16 protein-coding genes and 1 tRNA gene are annotated in these 15,278 nt (G+C 67.6%); 7 read left to right on the top strand and 10 right to left on the bottom strand.

Annotated elements, in window-relative coordinates; genetic code table 11:
- Positions 1 to 95 precede the first annotated feature (95 nt).
- Complete coding sequence (locus QZ814_RS02505; RefSeq protein ID WP_294329501.1) at positions 96 to 770, top strand: phosphatase PAP2 family protein; 675 nt, start codon at positions 96 to 98, stop codon at positions 768 to 770.
- 3 nt (positions 771 to 773) lie between these two features.
- On the opposite strand, the gene QZ814_RS02500 is transcribed toward QZ814_RS02505, so the two are convergent.
- Positions 774 to 2,225, bottom strand: a complete 1,452-nt coding sequence (locus QZ814_RS02500) for an ATP-binding protein (protein WP_294329500.1) — start codon at positions 2,223 to 2,225, stop codon at positions 774 to 776.
- Positions 2,226 to 2,300: 75 nt separating this feature from the next.
- Positions 2,301 to 2,813, bottom strand: coding sequence for a GAF domain-containing protein (locus QZ814_RS02495; RefSeq protein WP_294329499.1), 513 nt, complete (start codon positions 2,811 to 2,813; stop codon positions 2,301 to 2,303).
- Between the two features lie 119 nt (positions 2,814 to 2,932).
- On the opposite strand from QZ814_RS02495, the gene recQ reads away from it, so the two are divergent.
- A complete protein-coding gene (gene recQ / locus QZ814_RS02490; RefSeq protein WP_294329572.1) occupies positions 2,933 to 4,702 on the top strand; it encodes a DNA helicase RecQ in 1,770 nt (589 codons plus the stop codon).
- A gap of 64 nt (positions 4,703 to 4,766) precedes the next feature.
- Positions 4,767 to 5,192 carry a TIGR01244 family sulfur transferase gene (locus QZ814_RS02485; protein ID WP_294329498.1) on the top strand — a complete coding sequence of 142 codons (426 nt, stop codon included), beginning with the start codon at positions 4,767 to 4,769 and terminating at the stop codon, positions 5,190 to 5,192.
- Positions 5,193 to 5,456: 264 nt separating this feature from the next.
- On the opposite strand, the gene QZ814_RS02480 is transcribed toward QZ814_RS02485, so the two are convergent.
- From QZ814_RS02480 to QZ814_RS02465, 4 genes are all read right to left on the bottom strand, one after another.
- A complete protein-coding gene (locus tag QZ814_RS02480) occupies positions 5,457 to 6,878 on the bottom strand; it encodes an ammonium transporter (RefSeq protein ID WP_294329497.1) in 1,422 nt (473 codons plus the stop codon).
- A gap of 14 nt (positions 6,879 to 6,892) precedes the next feature.
- Positions 6,893 to 7,231, bottom strand: coding sequence for a P-II family nitrogen regulator (locus QZ814_RS02475; RefSeq protein WP_010542740.1), 339 nt, complete (start codon positions 7,229 to 7,231; stop codon positions 6,893 to 6,895).
- Between the two features lie 145 nt (positions 7,232 to 7,376).
- Positions 7,377 to 7,985, bottom strand: coding sequence for an LON peptidase substrate-binding domain-containing protein (locus tag QZ814_RS02470; RefSeq protein ID WP_294329496.1), 609 nt, complete (start codon positions 7,983 to 7,985; stop codon positions 7,377 to 7,379).
- Positions 7,982 to 8,878, bottom strand: coding sequence for a tetratricopeptide repeat protein (locus QZ814_RS02465; RefSeq protein WP_294329571.1), 897 nt, complete (start codon positions 8,876 to 8,878; stop codon positions 7,982 to 7,984). Before QZ814_RS02465 ends, QZ814_RS02470 begins: the two co-directional genes overlap by 4 nt.
- A 219-nt stretch (positions 8,879 to 9,097) precedes the next feature.
- Between QZ814_RS02465 and QZ814_RS02460 the strand changes: the two genes are divergently transcribed.
- Positions 9,098 to 9,172 (top strand) — tRNA-Gly (locus QZ814_RS02460).
- Between the two features lie 29 nt (positions 9,173 to 9,201).
- Here QZ814_RS02460 and QZ814_RS02455 read toward each other — a convergent pair.
- Positions 9,202 to 9,897 carry a FadR/GntR family transcriptional regulator gene (locus tag QZ814_RS02455; protein WP_294329494.1) on the bottom strand — a complete coding sequence of 232 codons (696 nt, stop codon included), beginning with the start codon at positions 9,895 to 9,897 and terminating at the stop codon, positions 9,202 to 9,204.
- A 64-nt stretch (positions 9,898 to 9,961) separates the two neighbouring features.
- Between QZ814_RS02455 and QZ814_RS02450 the strand changes: the two genes are divergently transcribed.
- The 3 genes from QZ814_RS02450 (at position 9,962) to QZ814_RS02440 (ending at position 13,158) form a co-directional block, all read left to right on the top strand.
- Entirely contained in the window at positions 9,962 to 10,765 is an 804-nt protein-coding gene (locus QZ814_RS02450; RefSeq protein WP_294329570.1) for a DUF72 domain-containing protein, read from the top strand.
- Between the two features lie 261 nt (positions 10,766 to 11,026).
- The gene (locus tag QZ814_RS02445; RefSeq protein ID WP_294329493.1) at positions 11,027 to 11,305 is read left to right on the top strand and encodes a FeoA family protein; all 279 of its coding nucleotides are present in this window, start codon (positions 11,027 to 11,029) and stop codon (positions 11,303 to 11,305) included.
- Positions 11,302 to 13,158, top strand: coding sequence for a ferrous iron transporter B (locus tag QZ814_RS02440; RefSeq protein WP_294329492.1), 1,857 nt, complete (start codon positions 11,302 to 11,304; stop codon positions 13,156 to 13,158). Before QZ814_RS02445 ends, QZ814_RS02440 begins: the two co-directional genes overlap by 4 nt.
- A gap of 37 nt (positions 13,159 to 13,195) precedes the next feature.
- Here the strand turns inward: QZ814_RS02440 and QZ814_RS02435 are convergent, their stop codons facing one another.
- From QZ814_RS02435 to QZ814_RS02425, 3 genes are all read right to left on the bottom strand, one after another.
- Positions 13,196 to 14,071: an LOG family protein gene (locus QZ814_RS02435; protein WP_294329491.1), complete on the bottom strand. Its 876-nt coding sequence runs from the start codon at positions 14,069 to 14,071 to the stop codon at positions 13,196 to 13,198.
- 39 nt (positions 14,072 to 14,110) lie between these two features.
- Entirely contained in the window at positions 14,111 to 14,809 is a 699-nt protein-coding gene (locus QZ814_RS02430) for an extensin family protein (RefSeq protein WP_294329490.1), read from the bottom strand.
- 66 nt (positions 14,810 to 14,875) lie between these two features.
- On the bottom strand, positions 14,876 to 15,277 hold the full coding sequence (locus QZ814_RS02425; protein WP_294329489.1) for an acyl-CoA thioesterase: 402 nt from the start codon (positions 15,275 to 15,277) through the stop codon (positions 14,876 to 14,878).
- Position 15,278 lies beyond the last annotated feature (1 nt).

Raw genomic sequence — 15,278 nt, 5'->3', positions numbered from 1 at the left:
ATCCCCGCCTTCGCGGGGATGGCGGCGGTTTTGCGGCGCGCGCTCGCACCTGACGATGCGAAGGCGCTGCCTCTTCCCTCCAAAACGCGAGCCGCATGACTGATTCCAACCCGCTTCAGCAATCGAACCGCCAATGGCTCTGGCCGGCACTCGCCCTGCTGGGCGCGTCGCTCGCAGGGCTTGCCGCCTTTCTGTGCCTGCGATTCGCCAGCGGGTTCGCCTTCGATCCCGAATTGCTGCTGGCACTCCGCCGCCCGGGTGACCTCGGTACGCCGATCGGCCCGGCCTGGCTGCTCCAGTCGGCGATCGATATCAGCGCGCTCGGCGGCTTCACGGTGCTGTGCCTGGCCGGCGCGGCGACGCTGATCTTCCTGTTCGCGTTCGGCAAACGCGCCGAAGCGTTGCTGCTCGGTGGATCGCTGATCGGCGCCTCCTCGATCAACGCGCTGCTCAAGATGGTCCTGCATCGCCCGCGGCCGGAGGTGGTGCCCCATCTTGCCCATGTTTCCAGCGCGAGCTTCCCGAGCGGCCATGCGATGACCTCGGCGGCGGTGTACCTTACCCTCGGCGTGATGGTCGCGCAGACTCAGGAAAGCCGCTGGGCCCGCGCCTATCTGCTCGCCATCGCGGTGCTGCTGGTGCTGTTGATCGGCTGCAGCCGGGTGTTCCTCGGCGTCCACTGGCCGTCGGACGTGCTTGCCGGCTGGTGCTTCGGCGCGATCTGGGCATTGTGCATGTTCGCGCTCAACGCTCGCCTGCACCGCCGCTAGCGGTCAGCCGTCCGAGGCCTGCGTCGTCCAGCCGAGCCGCGGGATGGTGATCGAGCGTTTGCCCGAGAGATCCACGCGGGTGACGAACAGCCCCTTGCTCTCGATATACTGCATCAACCGGCGCGCGCGCCCAAGCGAGCTGGTGCCGTAGCTGGTCGCGATATCGGTATCGCTCGGGCAGGGCAGGCCCTCGCGCGCCGCCTTGGCGACGAGCAGGAAGGGGGCGAGCATGTCGTCCGGCAGCGCACGCGCCGCTTCCAGCGCCTGCGCCCACTCGTTGTCGGGGTCGCCATGGATGCCCGCGCGCGCCGCCGACAGACGGCGGACAAATCCCGAAATGTCGAGCGGCGGACGGGTCAGCCCCACCATCCGGCAGCGCACTTGGAAATCCTGGTACAGCACCGCGGGCGATCGCAGCGTCGACTGCTCGTCCTCGACGATCGCGCGCAGCACGTCGGCGACCAGGCCGGCGACTTCGTCGGGATCGTGATCGGGCTCTACTTCCATGGGGGAGGGCGCCGAACGGGCAAGCTGCTCGAGCACGGTCTCCGGCTGGGCATAGGCATGCGCCGGCGGCGGGGCCGGCGGGACCCATTCGGGCTCGGCCGGGGCGAGCAGCAGATCCTTGATGTCTTCCGTAGGCGCCTGCGGTAGCGGCGTCAGCTTCGGCGACGAGCTGCGCGCGCTGGTTTCCACCGCGCCGATGCGGATCGCCACCGGCCGCCGCGTGATCGCGGGGCCAAGTCCCAGGAAATGCCCGCGCTGCAGGTCGCGGATCGCCTCGGCCTGGCGGCGCTCCATGCCGAGCAGGTCGGCGGCGCGCTGCATGTCGATGTCGAGGAAGGTACGGCCCATCAGGAAGTTCGAGGCTTCGGCCGCCACGTTCTTGGCAAGCTTCGCCAGCCGCTGCGTGGCGATGACGCCCGCCAGCCCGCGCTTGCGGCCGCGGCACATGAGGTTGGTCATCGCCGAAAGCGAGGCGCGGCGGACCTCTTCCGCCACTTCGCCGCCACCGGCGGGCGCGAACAGCTGGGCCTCGTCGACCACCACCAGGGCGGGATACCAATGGTCGCGCGGCGCATCGAACAGGCCGTTGAGGAAGGTGGCGGCGCAGCGCATCTGCCCCTCCGCCTCCAGCCCCTCGAGGCTCAGTACCACCGACGCACGATGTTCGCGAATGCGCGCGGCGAAGCGGGCGACGTCGCGCTCGCTATGGTCGACCGCCTCGATCGCGAGATGGCCGTAGCGATCGGAGAGGGTGACGAAATCGCCCTCGGGGTCGATCACCACCTGCTGGACATGGCCGGCAGATTGTTCGAGCAGCCGGCGCAGCAGGTGTGACTTGCCGGAGCCAGAATTGCCCTGGACGAGCAACCGGGTCGCAAGCAACTCCTCCAGATCGACCGGCACGGGGCTGCCCGTGCCGTCGACGCCCATGTCCACGCTGACGGTCATCCGGGCCGCTTTGCCGGATCATGGGGGGCAGCGGCAAGGGCTGGCACCACGAAAACTGTGGGTGTTTGTTTCGCTTCAGGCCGCGTCGGCGGCGTCCAGGCGCTGGCGTCGGCGCTCCAGCGCTTCCATCGTCTTCTCGGCGAGCAGGGTGAGGCGGGCGGTATCCTGCGCGGTCAGCTGCGGACGGGCCATGCTGTCGATCACGCAGAGCGTGCCGATCCGCTTGCCGGTCGCGGTGCGCAAGGGTGCCCCGGCATAGAAGCGGATGTTGGGATCGCCGGTGACCAGCGGGTTCTCGGCGAAGCGCGGATCGGCCTGGGCATCGTGGACCACGAACACGTCCGGCCCGCGGATCGCATGGGTGCAGAAGGAAATGGAGCGCGGGGTTTCCTGCGGCTCCAGACCTACCCGCGCCTTGAACCATTGCCGGTTCTCGTCGATCAGCGAAATCAGCGCAATCGGCACGCCGAGCGCGGCAGCGGCTTCGCGGACGATCGCATCGAACTCGGCCTCGTTGGGAGTGTCGAGCACGCCATAGCCCTTGAGCTCGGCGACACGGGCGGTTTCGTCCGATGGTTCGAGTGGCATCGTTTTCATCGTCCTGCGTTTGCGCCCCCCGGCACATTCGGGCTAATACCGAGCCACAAGTTAACAATTTAACATATGCTCGACAGCGCAAGCAGGTGCCGGGCAGTCTGATGGCAGCCATGCGTCCCGATCCCATTGAACATCTCCGCCGTGTTTTCGGCTATGACGCCTTTCGCGGCGTGCAGGCCTCGGTGGTCGACCGCGTCATGGCCGGGCAGCGCACGCTGGCGGTGATGCCCACCGGCGCGGGCAAGTCGCTGACCTACCAGCTGCCCTCGGTGATGCTGGAGGGGACCTGCGTCGTCGTCAGCCCGCTGATCGCCCTGATGCACGACCAGCTGCGCGCCGCCGAGGCGGTGGGCATTCGCGCCGCCACGCTCACCTCGGTGGACGACAATCGCGCCGAGACGATCGAACGGTTCCGCGCGGGCGAACTGGACCTGCTCTATATCGCGCCGGAACGAGCGTCAGGCGAGGGCTTCCGCAACCTGCTCACCCAGGCGCCGCTCAGCCTGTTCGCGATCGACGAGGCGCATTGCGTATCCGAATGGGGGCATGATTTCCGCCCCGATTACCGGCTGCTGCGCCCGCTGCTCGATCGCTTTCCGGAAGTGCCGCGGCTCGCGCTCACCGCGACGGCCGATGCGCATACGCGGGCCGACATCCTGGAACAGCTGGGGATCCCGGAAGACGGGCTCATCGTCGCCGGCTTCGACCGGCCGAACATCCGCTACCATATCGCCCCGCGCGAGAACACGACGCGGCAGATCATCGATATCGTTGCCGAGAATCCGGGCCCCGGTATCGTCTATGCCCAGACGCGCAAGGGCGTCGAGCAGCTGGCGGAAAAGCTCGCGGCAGAGACGGGCCGGTCGGTGCTGCCTTATCATGCCGGGCTCGATCCCGAAGTGCGCCGCCGCAACCAGGCGCAATTCGTCGCCAGCGAAGACATGGTGGTGGTCGCCACCGTCGCGTTCGGCATGGGGATCGACAAGCCCGACGTGCGCTTCGTCGCGCATGCCGGGCTGCCCAAGTCGATCGAGGCCTATTACCAGGAAACCGGTCGCGCCGGCCGCGACGGCGATCCCTCGGTCGCGCATCTGTTCTGGGGGGCGGACGATTTCGCCCGGGCCCGCCAGCGGATCGGCGAAGTGGAGCCGTCGCGCCAGCCGGGCGAGCGCGCGCGGCTGACCGCGCTCGGCGCACTGGTCGAAACGGCCGGGTGCCGACGCCGCATCCTGCTCAAGCATTTCGGCGAGGACGCGCCCGAGACCTGCGGCAATTGCGACAATTGCCTGAATCCGCCGGCGGCGATTGACGCCAGCGTCACCGCGCAGAAATTCCTCTCGGCCGTGTTCCGCACCGGTATGCTGTACGGCGTCGGCTATATCGAGGGGATCCTCACCGGCGTCTCGACCGAGCGCAGCCTGATGAACGGGCACGAGAAGCTCTCGGTGTTCGGCATCGTCGACGGCGACGAGGTGGCGATGCTCAAGCCCGTGTCGCGCGCGCTGCTGCTGCGCGATGCGCTGCGCACGAACGAGCATGGCGGGCTGGAATTCGGCCCCGAGGCGCGGGCGATCCTCAAGGGCGAGGCGAAACTGGAGCTCGTCCTCCCGCCGCGCCGCGAACGCCGTCGCAAGGGTGCCAAGGGCGCGGTCCCGAACCCGGTCGGTAACCCGCTGTTCGAGGCCCTGCGCGCCAAGCGCCGCGAAATCGCGCAGGAGACCGGGCTTCCGCCCTATGTCATCTTCCACGATTCGGTGCTGCGCGACATGGCGATGGTGCGGCCGTCCTCGCTGGCCGAGATGGGCCAGCTTTCGGGCGTGGGTGCGCGCAAGCTCGATGCCTATGGGCAGGACTTCCTCAACGTCCTCCGCCAGTTCTGATCGGCTTTCGCGGGGCTCCGCCCCGCGCTAGACCCTCGCGCTGCAATCACGAGGAGGACCTGCCATGCCCAACAAGATCGACGACCGCATCTCGGTGGCCCCGCAGATCCGGCCCGAGGACGTGCCGGCACTGGCCGCCGCGGGGTTCGTCCACATCATCAACAATCGACCCGAAGGCGAGGAGTTCGGCCAGCCGACCGGCGCGGAAATCGCCGAGGCGGCGGAGGCGGCGGGGCTGGGCTATACCGCGATCCCGGTGACGCCGGGCGGCTTCTCGATGGCGCAGGTCGAGGCGATGGCGGAGGCGCTGGCCTCGGTCGACGGGCCGGTGCTGGCGTACTGCCGCTCGGGCACCCGCTCGTGCAACCTCTGGGCTTTGGCCACCGCGTACAAGGGCGGCGAGCCCGACGCGCTGGTCGAGAAGGGCGCGGGTGCCGGCTACGACCTGTCCGGCATCCGCCCGGCACTGGCGCAGCTGGCGGGCAAGTAACGTCCTAAATCCTCTCCTGTAAGGGGAGGTGGCGCGCGTAAGCGCGACGGAGGGGCGTCGCCGCACGAAACGGAGCCCTGCATCCCCAGCGGGGACACCCCTCCACCACCGCCTCCGGCGGCGGTCTCCCTCCCCCTTCGGGGGAGGGTCTCACTCTCCCACGTACAAAAAATGGGCTGGTGGTTGCCCACCAGCCCAGTTGTCCGCAGGAGGAACCTCGGTGGGGCGCCGCGGCAGGAGAGGATCCCGCGGCGCCCGATTTCGTCAGTAGTTGTACGCGCGCTCGCCATGCTCGTTGATGTCGAGCCCTTCGACTTCGACTTCCTTCGAGGGGCGGATGCCCATGGTGAACTTGAGCGCCAGGAACAGGATGGCCGAGACACCGCCCGACCAGGCCAGGGTCAGCGCCACCGCTTCGGCCTGGATGATCAGCTGGCCCAGCGTGTCGTAGCTGGGCGCCACGACCGACGGGAACTTGGTGTAGTCGATCACGCCCTGGCCGCCGAGCGCCGGGTTGGCGACGATCGCGGTGCCGAGGGCGCCCAGGATCCCGCCGATGCAGTGCACGCCGAACACGTCGAGCGAGTCGTCATACTTGAGCTTGTTCTTCACGGTGGTGACGAAGAAGAAGCAGACCGGCGACACGACCAGGCCGAGCACGATCGAGGTCATCGGCGCGGCATAGCCCGAGGCCGGGGTGATCGCGACGAGGCCCGCGACCGCACCGGTCACGCCACCCAGCAGCGACGGCTTCTTGTGCACGACCTGCTCGATCACGGCCCAGCTGACCGCGGCAGCGGCAGTGGCGACGAAGGTGTTGATGAAGGCAACCGCGGTCACGCCGTTCGATTCGAGGTTGGAACCGGCGTTGAAGCCGAACCAGCCCACCCACAGCAGCGATGCGCCGATCATGGTCATGGTCAGCGAGTGCGGTGGCATCGGCTCGCTCTTGAAGCCCACGCGCTTGCCGATCACGAGGCAGCCGACCAGGCCGGCAATGCCCGCATTGATGTGGACGACGGTGCCGCCGGCGAAGTCGAGCGCGCCGAGCGAATAGAGGAAGCCCGCATCCTTGGGCGAGTCGACCAGGAAGTCCGGGCCCGCCCAGTACCACACCATGTGCGCGATCGGGAAATAGGCCAGCGTCATCCACAGCACGGTGAAGATGATCAGCGGGGTGAACTTCACGCGCTCGGCAAAGGCACCGACGATCAGCGCCGGCGTGATGCAGGCGAAGGTCATCTGGAAACAGACATAGGCGAATTCGGGAATGTAGACGTTGTTCGAGAAGGTCGCCGAATAGGTATTCGCGCTCACCCCGATCAGGAACGCCTTGGAAAGGCCGCCAAAGAACGGATTTCCGCCGGTGAAGGCGATCGAATAGCCCCAGCTGACCCAGACCAGGGCCGCGACCGAGACGATCATGAACACCTGCATCAGCACCGAGAGCATGTTCTTGGTGCGGACCAGGCCGCCATAGAACAGCGCCAGCGCCGGCACCGACATCATCAGCACGAGCGCCGAGGAGATCAGCATCCAGGCGGTGTCGCCCTTGTTCACCATCGTCGCCTGCTGGGCGACGGTAGGTGCCTTGACCATGGCTGCGGTCTGCGCCCAGGCGGGCATCGCCGCGACCAGCGCGGCCGCGCCGAGCGCAAGCCCGGCGGTCTTCCATCCTTGCTTCATTGCTACCCCCTTGCTCACAGCGCCGTCTCGTCGGTTTCGCCGGTGCGGATGCGCACGGCCTGGCCCATGTCGAGAACGAAGATCTTGCCGTCACCGATCGCGCCGGTGCTGGCCGCAGCCTGGATCGCTTCCACGGCGCGGTCGGCGAGATCGCTTCCCACGGCGACCTCGATCTTGATCTTCGGCACCATGTTCGTGCTGTACTCGGCGCCGCGATAGATTTCGGTCTGGCCCTTCTGGCGGCCGAACCCCTTCACTTCGGTCACGGTCATGCCCGTCACCCCGACGGTGGTGAGCGCCTCGCGCACCTCGTCGAGCTTGAAGGGTTTGATGATGGCGATGATGAGCTTCATGTCGCCCCCTCTGGCGGTTGTCCCACCAGACCATTCAGCAAGGGGCGTGCCAAACGGAACGCACAGAGCGACTGTGCGTTTTCGGGCGCAATTTATTACGAACTGGTGAATTTTGCGACGCGCAGTTGCCCGAAAAACGGGCAGATCACTGCAGCGTCGCGCTGTCCTCGCCGTGGCGGCCGAAAAACTGCATCAGCTGGACGATCAGCTCCGCACGGTCGGCAAGCCGCGGCGCCTCCAGCAGCGCCTGCTTCGAGGCGGCGTCGAACGGCGCGATCTGGGCGATGCCGTTGACCAGCGATTCATCGTCGAGCCGCGTCACCGCTTCCCAGTCGACCATATAGCCCAGGCCATCGGCGAAGCGCCGTGCCTCCATCTCGATCGAAGCGCGACCGGCGAGCGATAGCGATTCGGCTTCGCCCACCACTTCCAGCGCGGCCTCGACCTGGCGGAACGGCGTGCCCACTTCCAGCTCACGGACGATGGTGAAGCGGCTCAGCCCCTCCAGCACGATGTTGAAGCGCCCGTCGTCGAGCGCCTCGACATCGGCGATCCGGCCGACGCAGCCGACATCGAACAGCGTCGGCGGATCGCGGTCGTCGCGCGGCTGGACCATGCCGATGCGCCGGTCGCGCGCGAGGGCCTCGGAGACCATCGCGCGGTAGCGCGGCTCGAAGATGTGGAGCGGCAGGTGCATGCGCGGAAACAGCAGCGCACCTGCCAGCGGAAACACCGAAAGCCGCGTCGTCTTCATCCGAACAGGATCTGCGAGAGCTTGCGACGCTGGGCGGCGACCCACGGATCCTCGAGCCCGACGACCTCGAACAGCTTGAGCAGCCGCTGGCGGGCGGCGCCCTCGTTCCACGCGCGATCGTCGCGCACCATGGCGAGCAGCGTCGCGGCCGCAGCCTCGCGGTCGCCTGCGGCCATCTGGCCACCGGCGAGTTCGTAGCGCACCTCCATGTCTTCCGGATTCGCGGCGGCCCGCGCAGCAAGACCCGCCAGATCGCCGACCGGCTGCGCTTCGCGGGCGAGGCTCAGTGCGGCGCGGGCGCGCTCAACCTCGGGCGCCTTGGCCGCATCGCCCTGGATCGCATCGAGCGCCGCCTGCGCCTCGTCATGCCGGCCAAGCGTCGTCAGCGCGCGGACGCGGCCCGCGGCGACGGCAGCATGATCGGGCGCCATCTCGGCGATCTGATCGAAGATGGCGAGGGCACGCTCGGCATCGCCGTCGCTCAGTACCTGCTCGCCCATCGCGATCAGCGGTTCGAGTTCGGCCTCGGCCTCGGCTTCCTCGCCGCTGATCGGCAGCTGGCGGAGAATCTGGTCGAGCATCGTGCGCAGCTGCGATTCGGTCCGCGCGCTGGTCAGGTCGGCGACCAGCTGGCCCTGGAACATCGCATAGACCGTCGGGATCGAGCGGACCTGGAATTGGCTGGCGATGAACTTGTTCTTGTCGACGTCGATCTTGACCAGCAGCACGCCCTTGGGCGCGTATTCGCTGGTGACCTTCTCGATCACCGGCCCCAGCGCCTTGCAGGGGCCGCACCATTCTGCCCAGAAATCGAGGATGACGAGCTTCGACATCGACGGCTCGACAACGTCTTTTCGAAAGGCGTCGACGGCCTGTTTGTCGGCGGGGCTCATACCAAGCGTGGCCAAAATGCGCTCCTTAAGCGATCTGCGGGTGCCGGCACCTCGTATAGGGGCCTGGGCGGGTCGGCTCCTATTTGGGCGTTCGGGGCCCAACCGCCAAGCCTTTTCCAAAAAGTGCAAATTGGGGGTTGCGCACTGCAAAGGCCGCTGTTAGTTGGCGCGCCTCACCCGCCGAGAGCGCTTCGAAACGCTCCCGGCCAAGACGCCAGAGCGGGCGTAGCTCAGGGGTAGAGCACAACCTTGCCAAGGTTGGGGTCGAGGGTTCGAATCCCTTCGCCCGCTCCAGTCGCCAACCAGCGACTGTGCCGTCGGTTTCAAGGCATCAGCCTTTTTCTCCCTTCCGACAAGTGCCAGCGCATCGCGAGCGCCGCGCCATCCGCATCCTGCGCGCGGATCGCCTGGACGATCGTCTCGTGCTCGCGGACCATCGCCGCGATCGGCTCGGCTTCGCGCAGGCGGGCGATGTCGACGCCGGCGCGCATGATTCGCATCGTTTCCTCGTGGAGATGCTCGAACGCCTTTTCGAACGCGGGGTTGGCGGTGGCGCGGAAGATCGCGCGGTGCAGCCGCCAATCCTCGTCATGCGCGGGGTCGCTCGAGAGCAGTGCCTTGCGCAGATCGGTCATCGCCGTTTCGATCTCGGCCATCTGTTCGGGCGAGCGGCGACGGGCCGCCAGGCGGGCGGCTTCTGATTCGAGCGCGAACCGCACTTCATAGGTGCCGAGCGTCGCCGACAGTTCGTCGAACGCCATGTGCGCGCCCAGCCGCAGCGAGGGGCGGCGCATGACATAGGAGCCGGCGCCGCGCCGCGCCTCGGTGATGCCGTCCGCCGCCAGCCGCACCAGCGCCTCGCGCACCACGGTGCGCGACATGCCGAAGCTTTCCGCCAGCCGCGATTCGGACGGCAGCCGGTCGCCGATGCCCAGGCCATCGAGGATGATTTCGACGATGCGCGAATAGGCCTGGTCGGCGAGGCGCTGGTCGGGAGCGGGGCTGAGGTTTCGCGACATGGTCCTCCACGATACTAAGGCGCTGCAAAATGGCGAGTCGTGCCATGGTCTTAGGAGAGACACCCTGTCCGATTCTCCCGCCCCCATCCGCGTCGGCATCGGCGGCTGGACCTTCGAGCCGTGGCGCGGCACCTTCTATCCCGACAAGCTGCCGCAGAAGCGCGAGCTGGAATATGCCGCGGCCGCGCTCACCGCGATCGAGATCAACGGCACCTATTATTCCACCTTCAAGCCGGCGAGCTTCGCCGGGTGGGCGGCGGCGGCACCCGAAGGCTTTGTCTATACCGTCAAGGGCTCGCGCTTCGTCACCAACCGCAAGGTGCTCGCCGAGGCGGGCGAATCGATCGCGCGCTTTTGCGGCCAGGGGCTCACCGAGCTGGGCGACAAGCTCGGCCCGATCTTCTGGCAGTTCATGGCGACGAAAAAGTTCGACGCGGAGGATTTCGGTGTGTTCCTCAAGCTGCTGCCCGCGACGCAGGACGGGGTGACGTTGCGCCACGCGGTGCAGGTGCGCCACGAGAGTTTCCAGACGCCCGCGTTCGTCGCGCTGTGCCGCGCAGCCGGCGTCGGCATCGTCTTTGCGGATTCGCCCCAATATCCCGCCATTGCCGATGTCAGCGGCGACTTCGTCTACGCACGGCTCGAGGCGGGTGAGGACGACAACCCCTTCTGCTATCCCGAAGCCGCGTTGCCCCGCTGGGTGGAAGCGGCCAGGATCTGGGCGGCAGGCGGCCAGCCGAAGGGACTGCCGACCTTCGCGACCGAGCTGGCACCGGTGCAGCCGCGCGAGACCTTCGTCTTCTTCATCCATGGCGGCAAGGTGCGCGCGCCGGCCGGTGCGCAGGAGCTGATCCGGCGGCTCGGCTGAGCGCCGAACCCTTTGGCCTGCCGCTTCGTTGATCGGGGGCAACCCTAGGAGGCCCCGCATGAGTCACGATCCCGAACAGCAGAAGCCGCAGGACGACGAAGCCGAAGCGATGGAAGAAGCCCAGAAGGACGCCGCCGAGGAACGCGAGGAAGAAGGCGGCTACCAATAAGGAGCGCGGCGCGGCGGGCATCGCTCCGCCGCGCAGTGTCTGCGCGTTTTCGCGCTAGCAATCCGGCCAAGTAATTGATAATCACTCGCAGCATGAACGCCAGCGCTGCGATTCCCGTGCCCGTACGCCTTGCCCAGCTGCATCGCCATGCTCCCGGTACCGTTGCTGGCGTCGACTGGGACCGGCTCGCCGAACCCGAGGCGCGGCGTCTGCGCGAACTGGGCCTGGACGAAGGCGTCGAGGTGGAACTGCTCCACCGCTCCGGAATCTTCGGCGGCCCGCTTGCCTGCCGCATCGGCCGGATGACGGTCGCGCTTCGCCGCCATGTCGCTGCCGCCATTCATGTGACGCCGCTGGCCAGGCACGCATGAACACCACGCCATTGGTTGCGCTGGTCGGCAATCCCAATGCCGGCAAGAGCGCGCTGTTCAACGCACTCACCGGCGCGCGGCAGAAGGTGGGCAATTATCCCGGCGTCACCGTCGAGCGCCATTCCGGCCGCATGGCGCTGCCCGATGGCCGCCCGATCGAGCTGATCGACCTGCCCGGCGCCTACAGCCTCGATCCCGCCAGCCCCGACGAGCAGGTGACCCGTGACGTGCTGCTCGGCCGCCAGCAGGGCGAGCGGCTGCCGGACGCGATCCTCACGGTGATCGACGCGTCGAACCTCGACAACCACCTCCGCTTCACGCTCCAGCTGATCGCGCTGGGGCTGCCGATCGTGGTGGCGCTCAACATGGTCGACCTGGCCGAGCGCGACGGGTTGAAGCTCGATCCGGAAGCGCTCGAGCGCGAGCTGGGCGTGCCGGTGGTCGCCACCGTAGCGGTGCGGCGTCGCGGCCTTGATGCGCTCAAGGATCGCATGGCCGAGATGGTGAAGGGCGTGACCAAGATCCGCCCCTCCCCCAGCGTGCAGCACGACATCGTTCTGCTCCAGCGTCGCGCCCGCCAGATCGCCACTGCCGTCACGATCTCCGAAACCGCCGCGCGCCGCTGGACGCACCGGCTGGACGCGCTGTTCCTCCACCCCGTCGCCGGGCCGATCATCCTGCTGGCGACGATGTTCCTGATGTTCCAGGCGGTGTTCGCCTGGTCCGAGGTGCCGAAGGGCTTCATCGAGGACGGGATGAAGTGGCTCGGCACCGAGGTCGGGGCCGCGCTGCCGGACGGGGTATTCCGATCGCTGATCGTCGACGGCGTGATCGCGGGCGTCGGCGCGGTGGTGGTATTCCTGCCGCAGATCCTGATCCTGTTCGCCTTCATCCTGGTGCTGGAGGCGACCGGCTACATGGTTCGCGCCGCCTTCCTGATGGACCGGGTGATGGCGAGCGTGGGGCTGTCCGGCCGCGCGTTCATCCCGCTCCTCTCCAGCTTTGCCTGCGCGGTGCCGGGGATCATGGCGACGCGCACGATCGCTGACGAGAAGGACCGGCTGACCACCATCCTGATCGCGCCGCTGATGACCTGTTCGGCGCGCCTGCCGGTCTATACCATCATCATCGGCGCGCTGATCCCCGATCGGGCGATTTTGCCGGGCATGGGATTGCAGGGGCTGGTGCTGTTCGCGCTCTACATTCTCGGCATCCTCGGCGCCTTCGCCGTCGCGCTGGTCCTGCGCCGCACGGTCACCAAGGGCGCGACCTCGGGCTTCATGATGGAGATGCCCAAATATCAGTGGCCGAGCCTGCGCGACGTGCTGCTGGGCCTCTGGCAGCGCGCGCTGACCTTCCTCAAGCGCGCCGGCACGATCATCCTCTACACCACGGTGATCCTCTGGGCGCTCCTGAGCTTCCCCAAGCCGCCCGAGGGCAGCGGCATCTCGAAGGTCGATTATTCGATCGCCGGGCGGATCGGCAACGGGCTGGAGAAGATCGTGGCGCCGATCGGCTTCAACCGCGACATGGCGCTGGCGGTGATCCCGGCGATGGCCGCGCGCGAAGTGGCGGTGGCAGCGATCGGCACCGTCTATGCGATCGACAATGCCGATGACGATTCGGGCAAGGCCTCGATCCAGCAGCAGCTCCAGAAGCATTGGAGCCTGCCGAGCGCGCTCGCCTTCCTGATGTGGTTCGTCTTCGCGCCGCAATGCATCTCGACGATCGCGGTCACCCGGCGCGAGACCAACGGCTGGAAATGGCCGTCCTTCATGATCGGCTATCTGTTCGCGCTCGCCTATGTCGCGGCGGGCATCACCTATTGGAGCGCCATCGCCCTCGGGCTCTAAGCCGGTCCCGAGAGGCGATGGCCGCCGGCCGGGGCACTCAGCTCCCGGCCGTTTCCTTGTTCCGCCAGAAATCCTGGACGATCTCCCAGCCCTCTTCGGCGGTTTCGCAGAAGCGGAACAGGTTGAGGTCGCGCGGCGAGATCACGCCCTCGTCGCACAGCGCCTCGAAGTTGACGACGCGGTTCCAGAATTCCTTGCCGTAGAACAGCACCGGGATCGGATCGACCTTGCCGGTCTGGATCAGCGTCAGCAGCTCGAAGCTCTCGTCGAACGTGCCGAAGCCGCCCGGGAACACGGCGACCGCGCGGGCATGCAGCAGGAAGTGCATCTTGCGCAGCGCGAAATAGTGGAACTGCATGCTCAGGCCCGGCGTGACATAGGGGTTCGGCGCCTGTTCGTGCGGCAGCACGATGTTGAGGCCGATCGTCTCCGCGCCCACGTCGCGGGCGCCGCGGTTCGCCGCTTCCATGATCGAGGGACCGCCGCCCGAGGTGACGACGAAGTGGCGCTTGCCGGCGGCATCGAGCGGGAAGTTGCTGGCCAGGCGACCCAACTCGCGCGCCACGTCGTAATATTTGGACTTGGCGACCAGGCTCTCGGCGATGCGCTTCTGCTGCTCGGTCTCGGCGAGCGCGAGCACGGCTTCGGCCTTGGCCGGCTCGGGGATGCGGGCCGAGCCGTAGATCACGAAGGTCGACGCGATGTTCGCCTCGTCGAGCAGCAGCTGCGGCTTGAGCAGCTCCAGCTGGAAGCGCACCGGCCGCAGGTCTTCGCGCAGCAGGAAGTCCATGTCCTGGAAGGCGAGCCGATAGGCGGGGTGCTCGGTCTGGGGCGTGCCGGTGGCGGTGTTGGCGGTCTCGGCTTCCTGCTGGGCAGGGCGGAAGACGCGCGACGGGACTCTCGTATCGCTCATTACCGGCGGATTAGGCGCATCCGGGGCGGTTGGAAAGCCTCAGGCGCAGAACGGCCCCCGGCCCATGTCCAGGTGAAAATGGTCGCGGTGGACATAATTATAGTTCGGGCTCAATACGGTAGCGAAACGCTTGCAGGCCGATCCGTGCACCGTCTCGAGGAACTGGCGCACCGCCGGATCGGGATTCTGCCAGTCCTTCAGGATGGTGATCCGCCGCCCGTCCTTCAGCACGAAGCCCGACACGTCCACGGCGTTGGCGCGGCCGTGCTCGGACAGCTTGCTGCTCGGCTGGGTGCCGCCGACGATCGCGCGGCAGACATAGGTGCCGAACGTGTCTACCCGCACCAAGTCGCTGCCCAGGATCTGCCGCGCCGCCGGCGCCACGGCATATTGCACCCAGCCGGTAAAGGCGCGGGCGAGCGGGCAGCGCATGCCCTTGATGCCGCCCACCGGTACGCCGATGTCGACCAGCTGCACCGCGCCCTGGACGATGCAGCCGCCGCCAAAGTCGCGATCGGGCAGCGGGCTGTAGCGCACGCCCGCGCGGCTGAGATCGGTGAAGCATTGCTGCGTCTCGCGCGGGGTGGGGCCGTTGAGCGTGATCGGCCCGCTGGGGCGCGGACGGGCCGGCGCGGGTGCCGGGTGCTTTTCCCCACCGCCGCTGCCGAAGAGGCAGGCCGACAGCAGCATCGGCAGCGCCAGGCCGGCAAGGGGGCGGAGTACGCGGCGGGAGACCATGGCCGCACGATAGGGCAAGAGAGTGCCCACGCGAACCACGACTCGTCGCATCGGCGACTCGGCTCGTCAGGCGGTGGCCTCGACGAACCGCTCGCCCAGTTCGGCGGGCACGCGCAGCAGCCGTCCCGAGGCACGATCGATCAGCGCCCAGGTGGTGACCGCCTCGACCCGCACCTTGCCGTCCGGCCCGAGGAAGCGGACATGGCGGTTGAAGCGGGCGCCGCGCGGCGCCTCGGGTACCCAGGTCTCGGCGGTCACCGTTTCGCCCTCGCGGACATTGCCGCGATAGTCGATCTCGTGCCGGGTCACGACCCAGATCAGCGTTTCCTGCTCCTCGGGTGTCGCCAGCGCCATCCAGTGTGCGCCGGCGATATCCTGGATCCACGCGACCCAGACCGCATTGTTGACATGGCCGAGGATGTCGATGTCGTCGGGACCGGCGGTGATGGAGAGCGTGAAGCGCGGCATG

The organism is uncultured Sphingomonas sp., from assembly GCF_913777625.1.
In the GTDB taxonomy this organism is placed as follows: domain Bacteria; phylum Pseudomonadota; class Alphaproteobacteria; order Sphingomonadales; family Sphingomonadaceae; genus Sphingomonas.
This window is presented reverse-complemented; position numbering and strand designations above follow the sequence as displayed.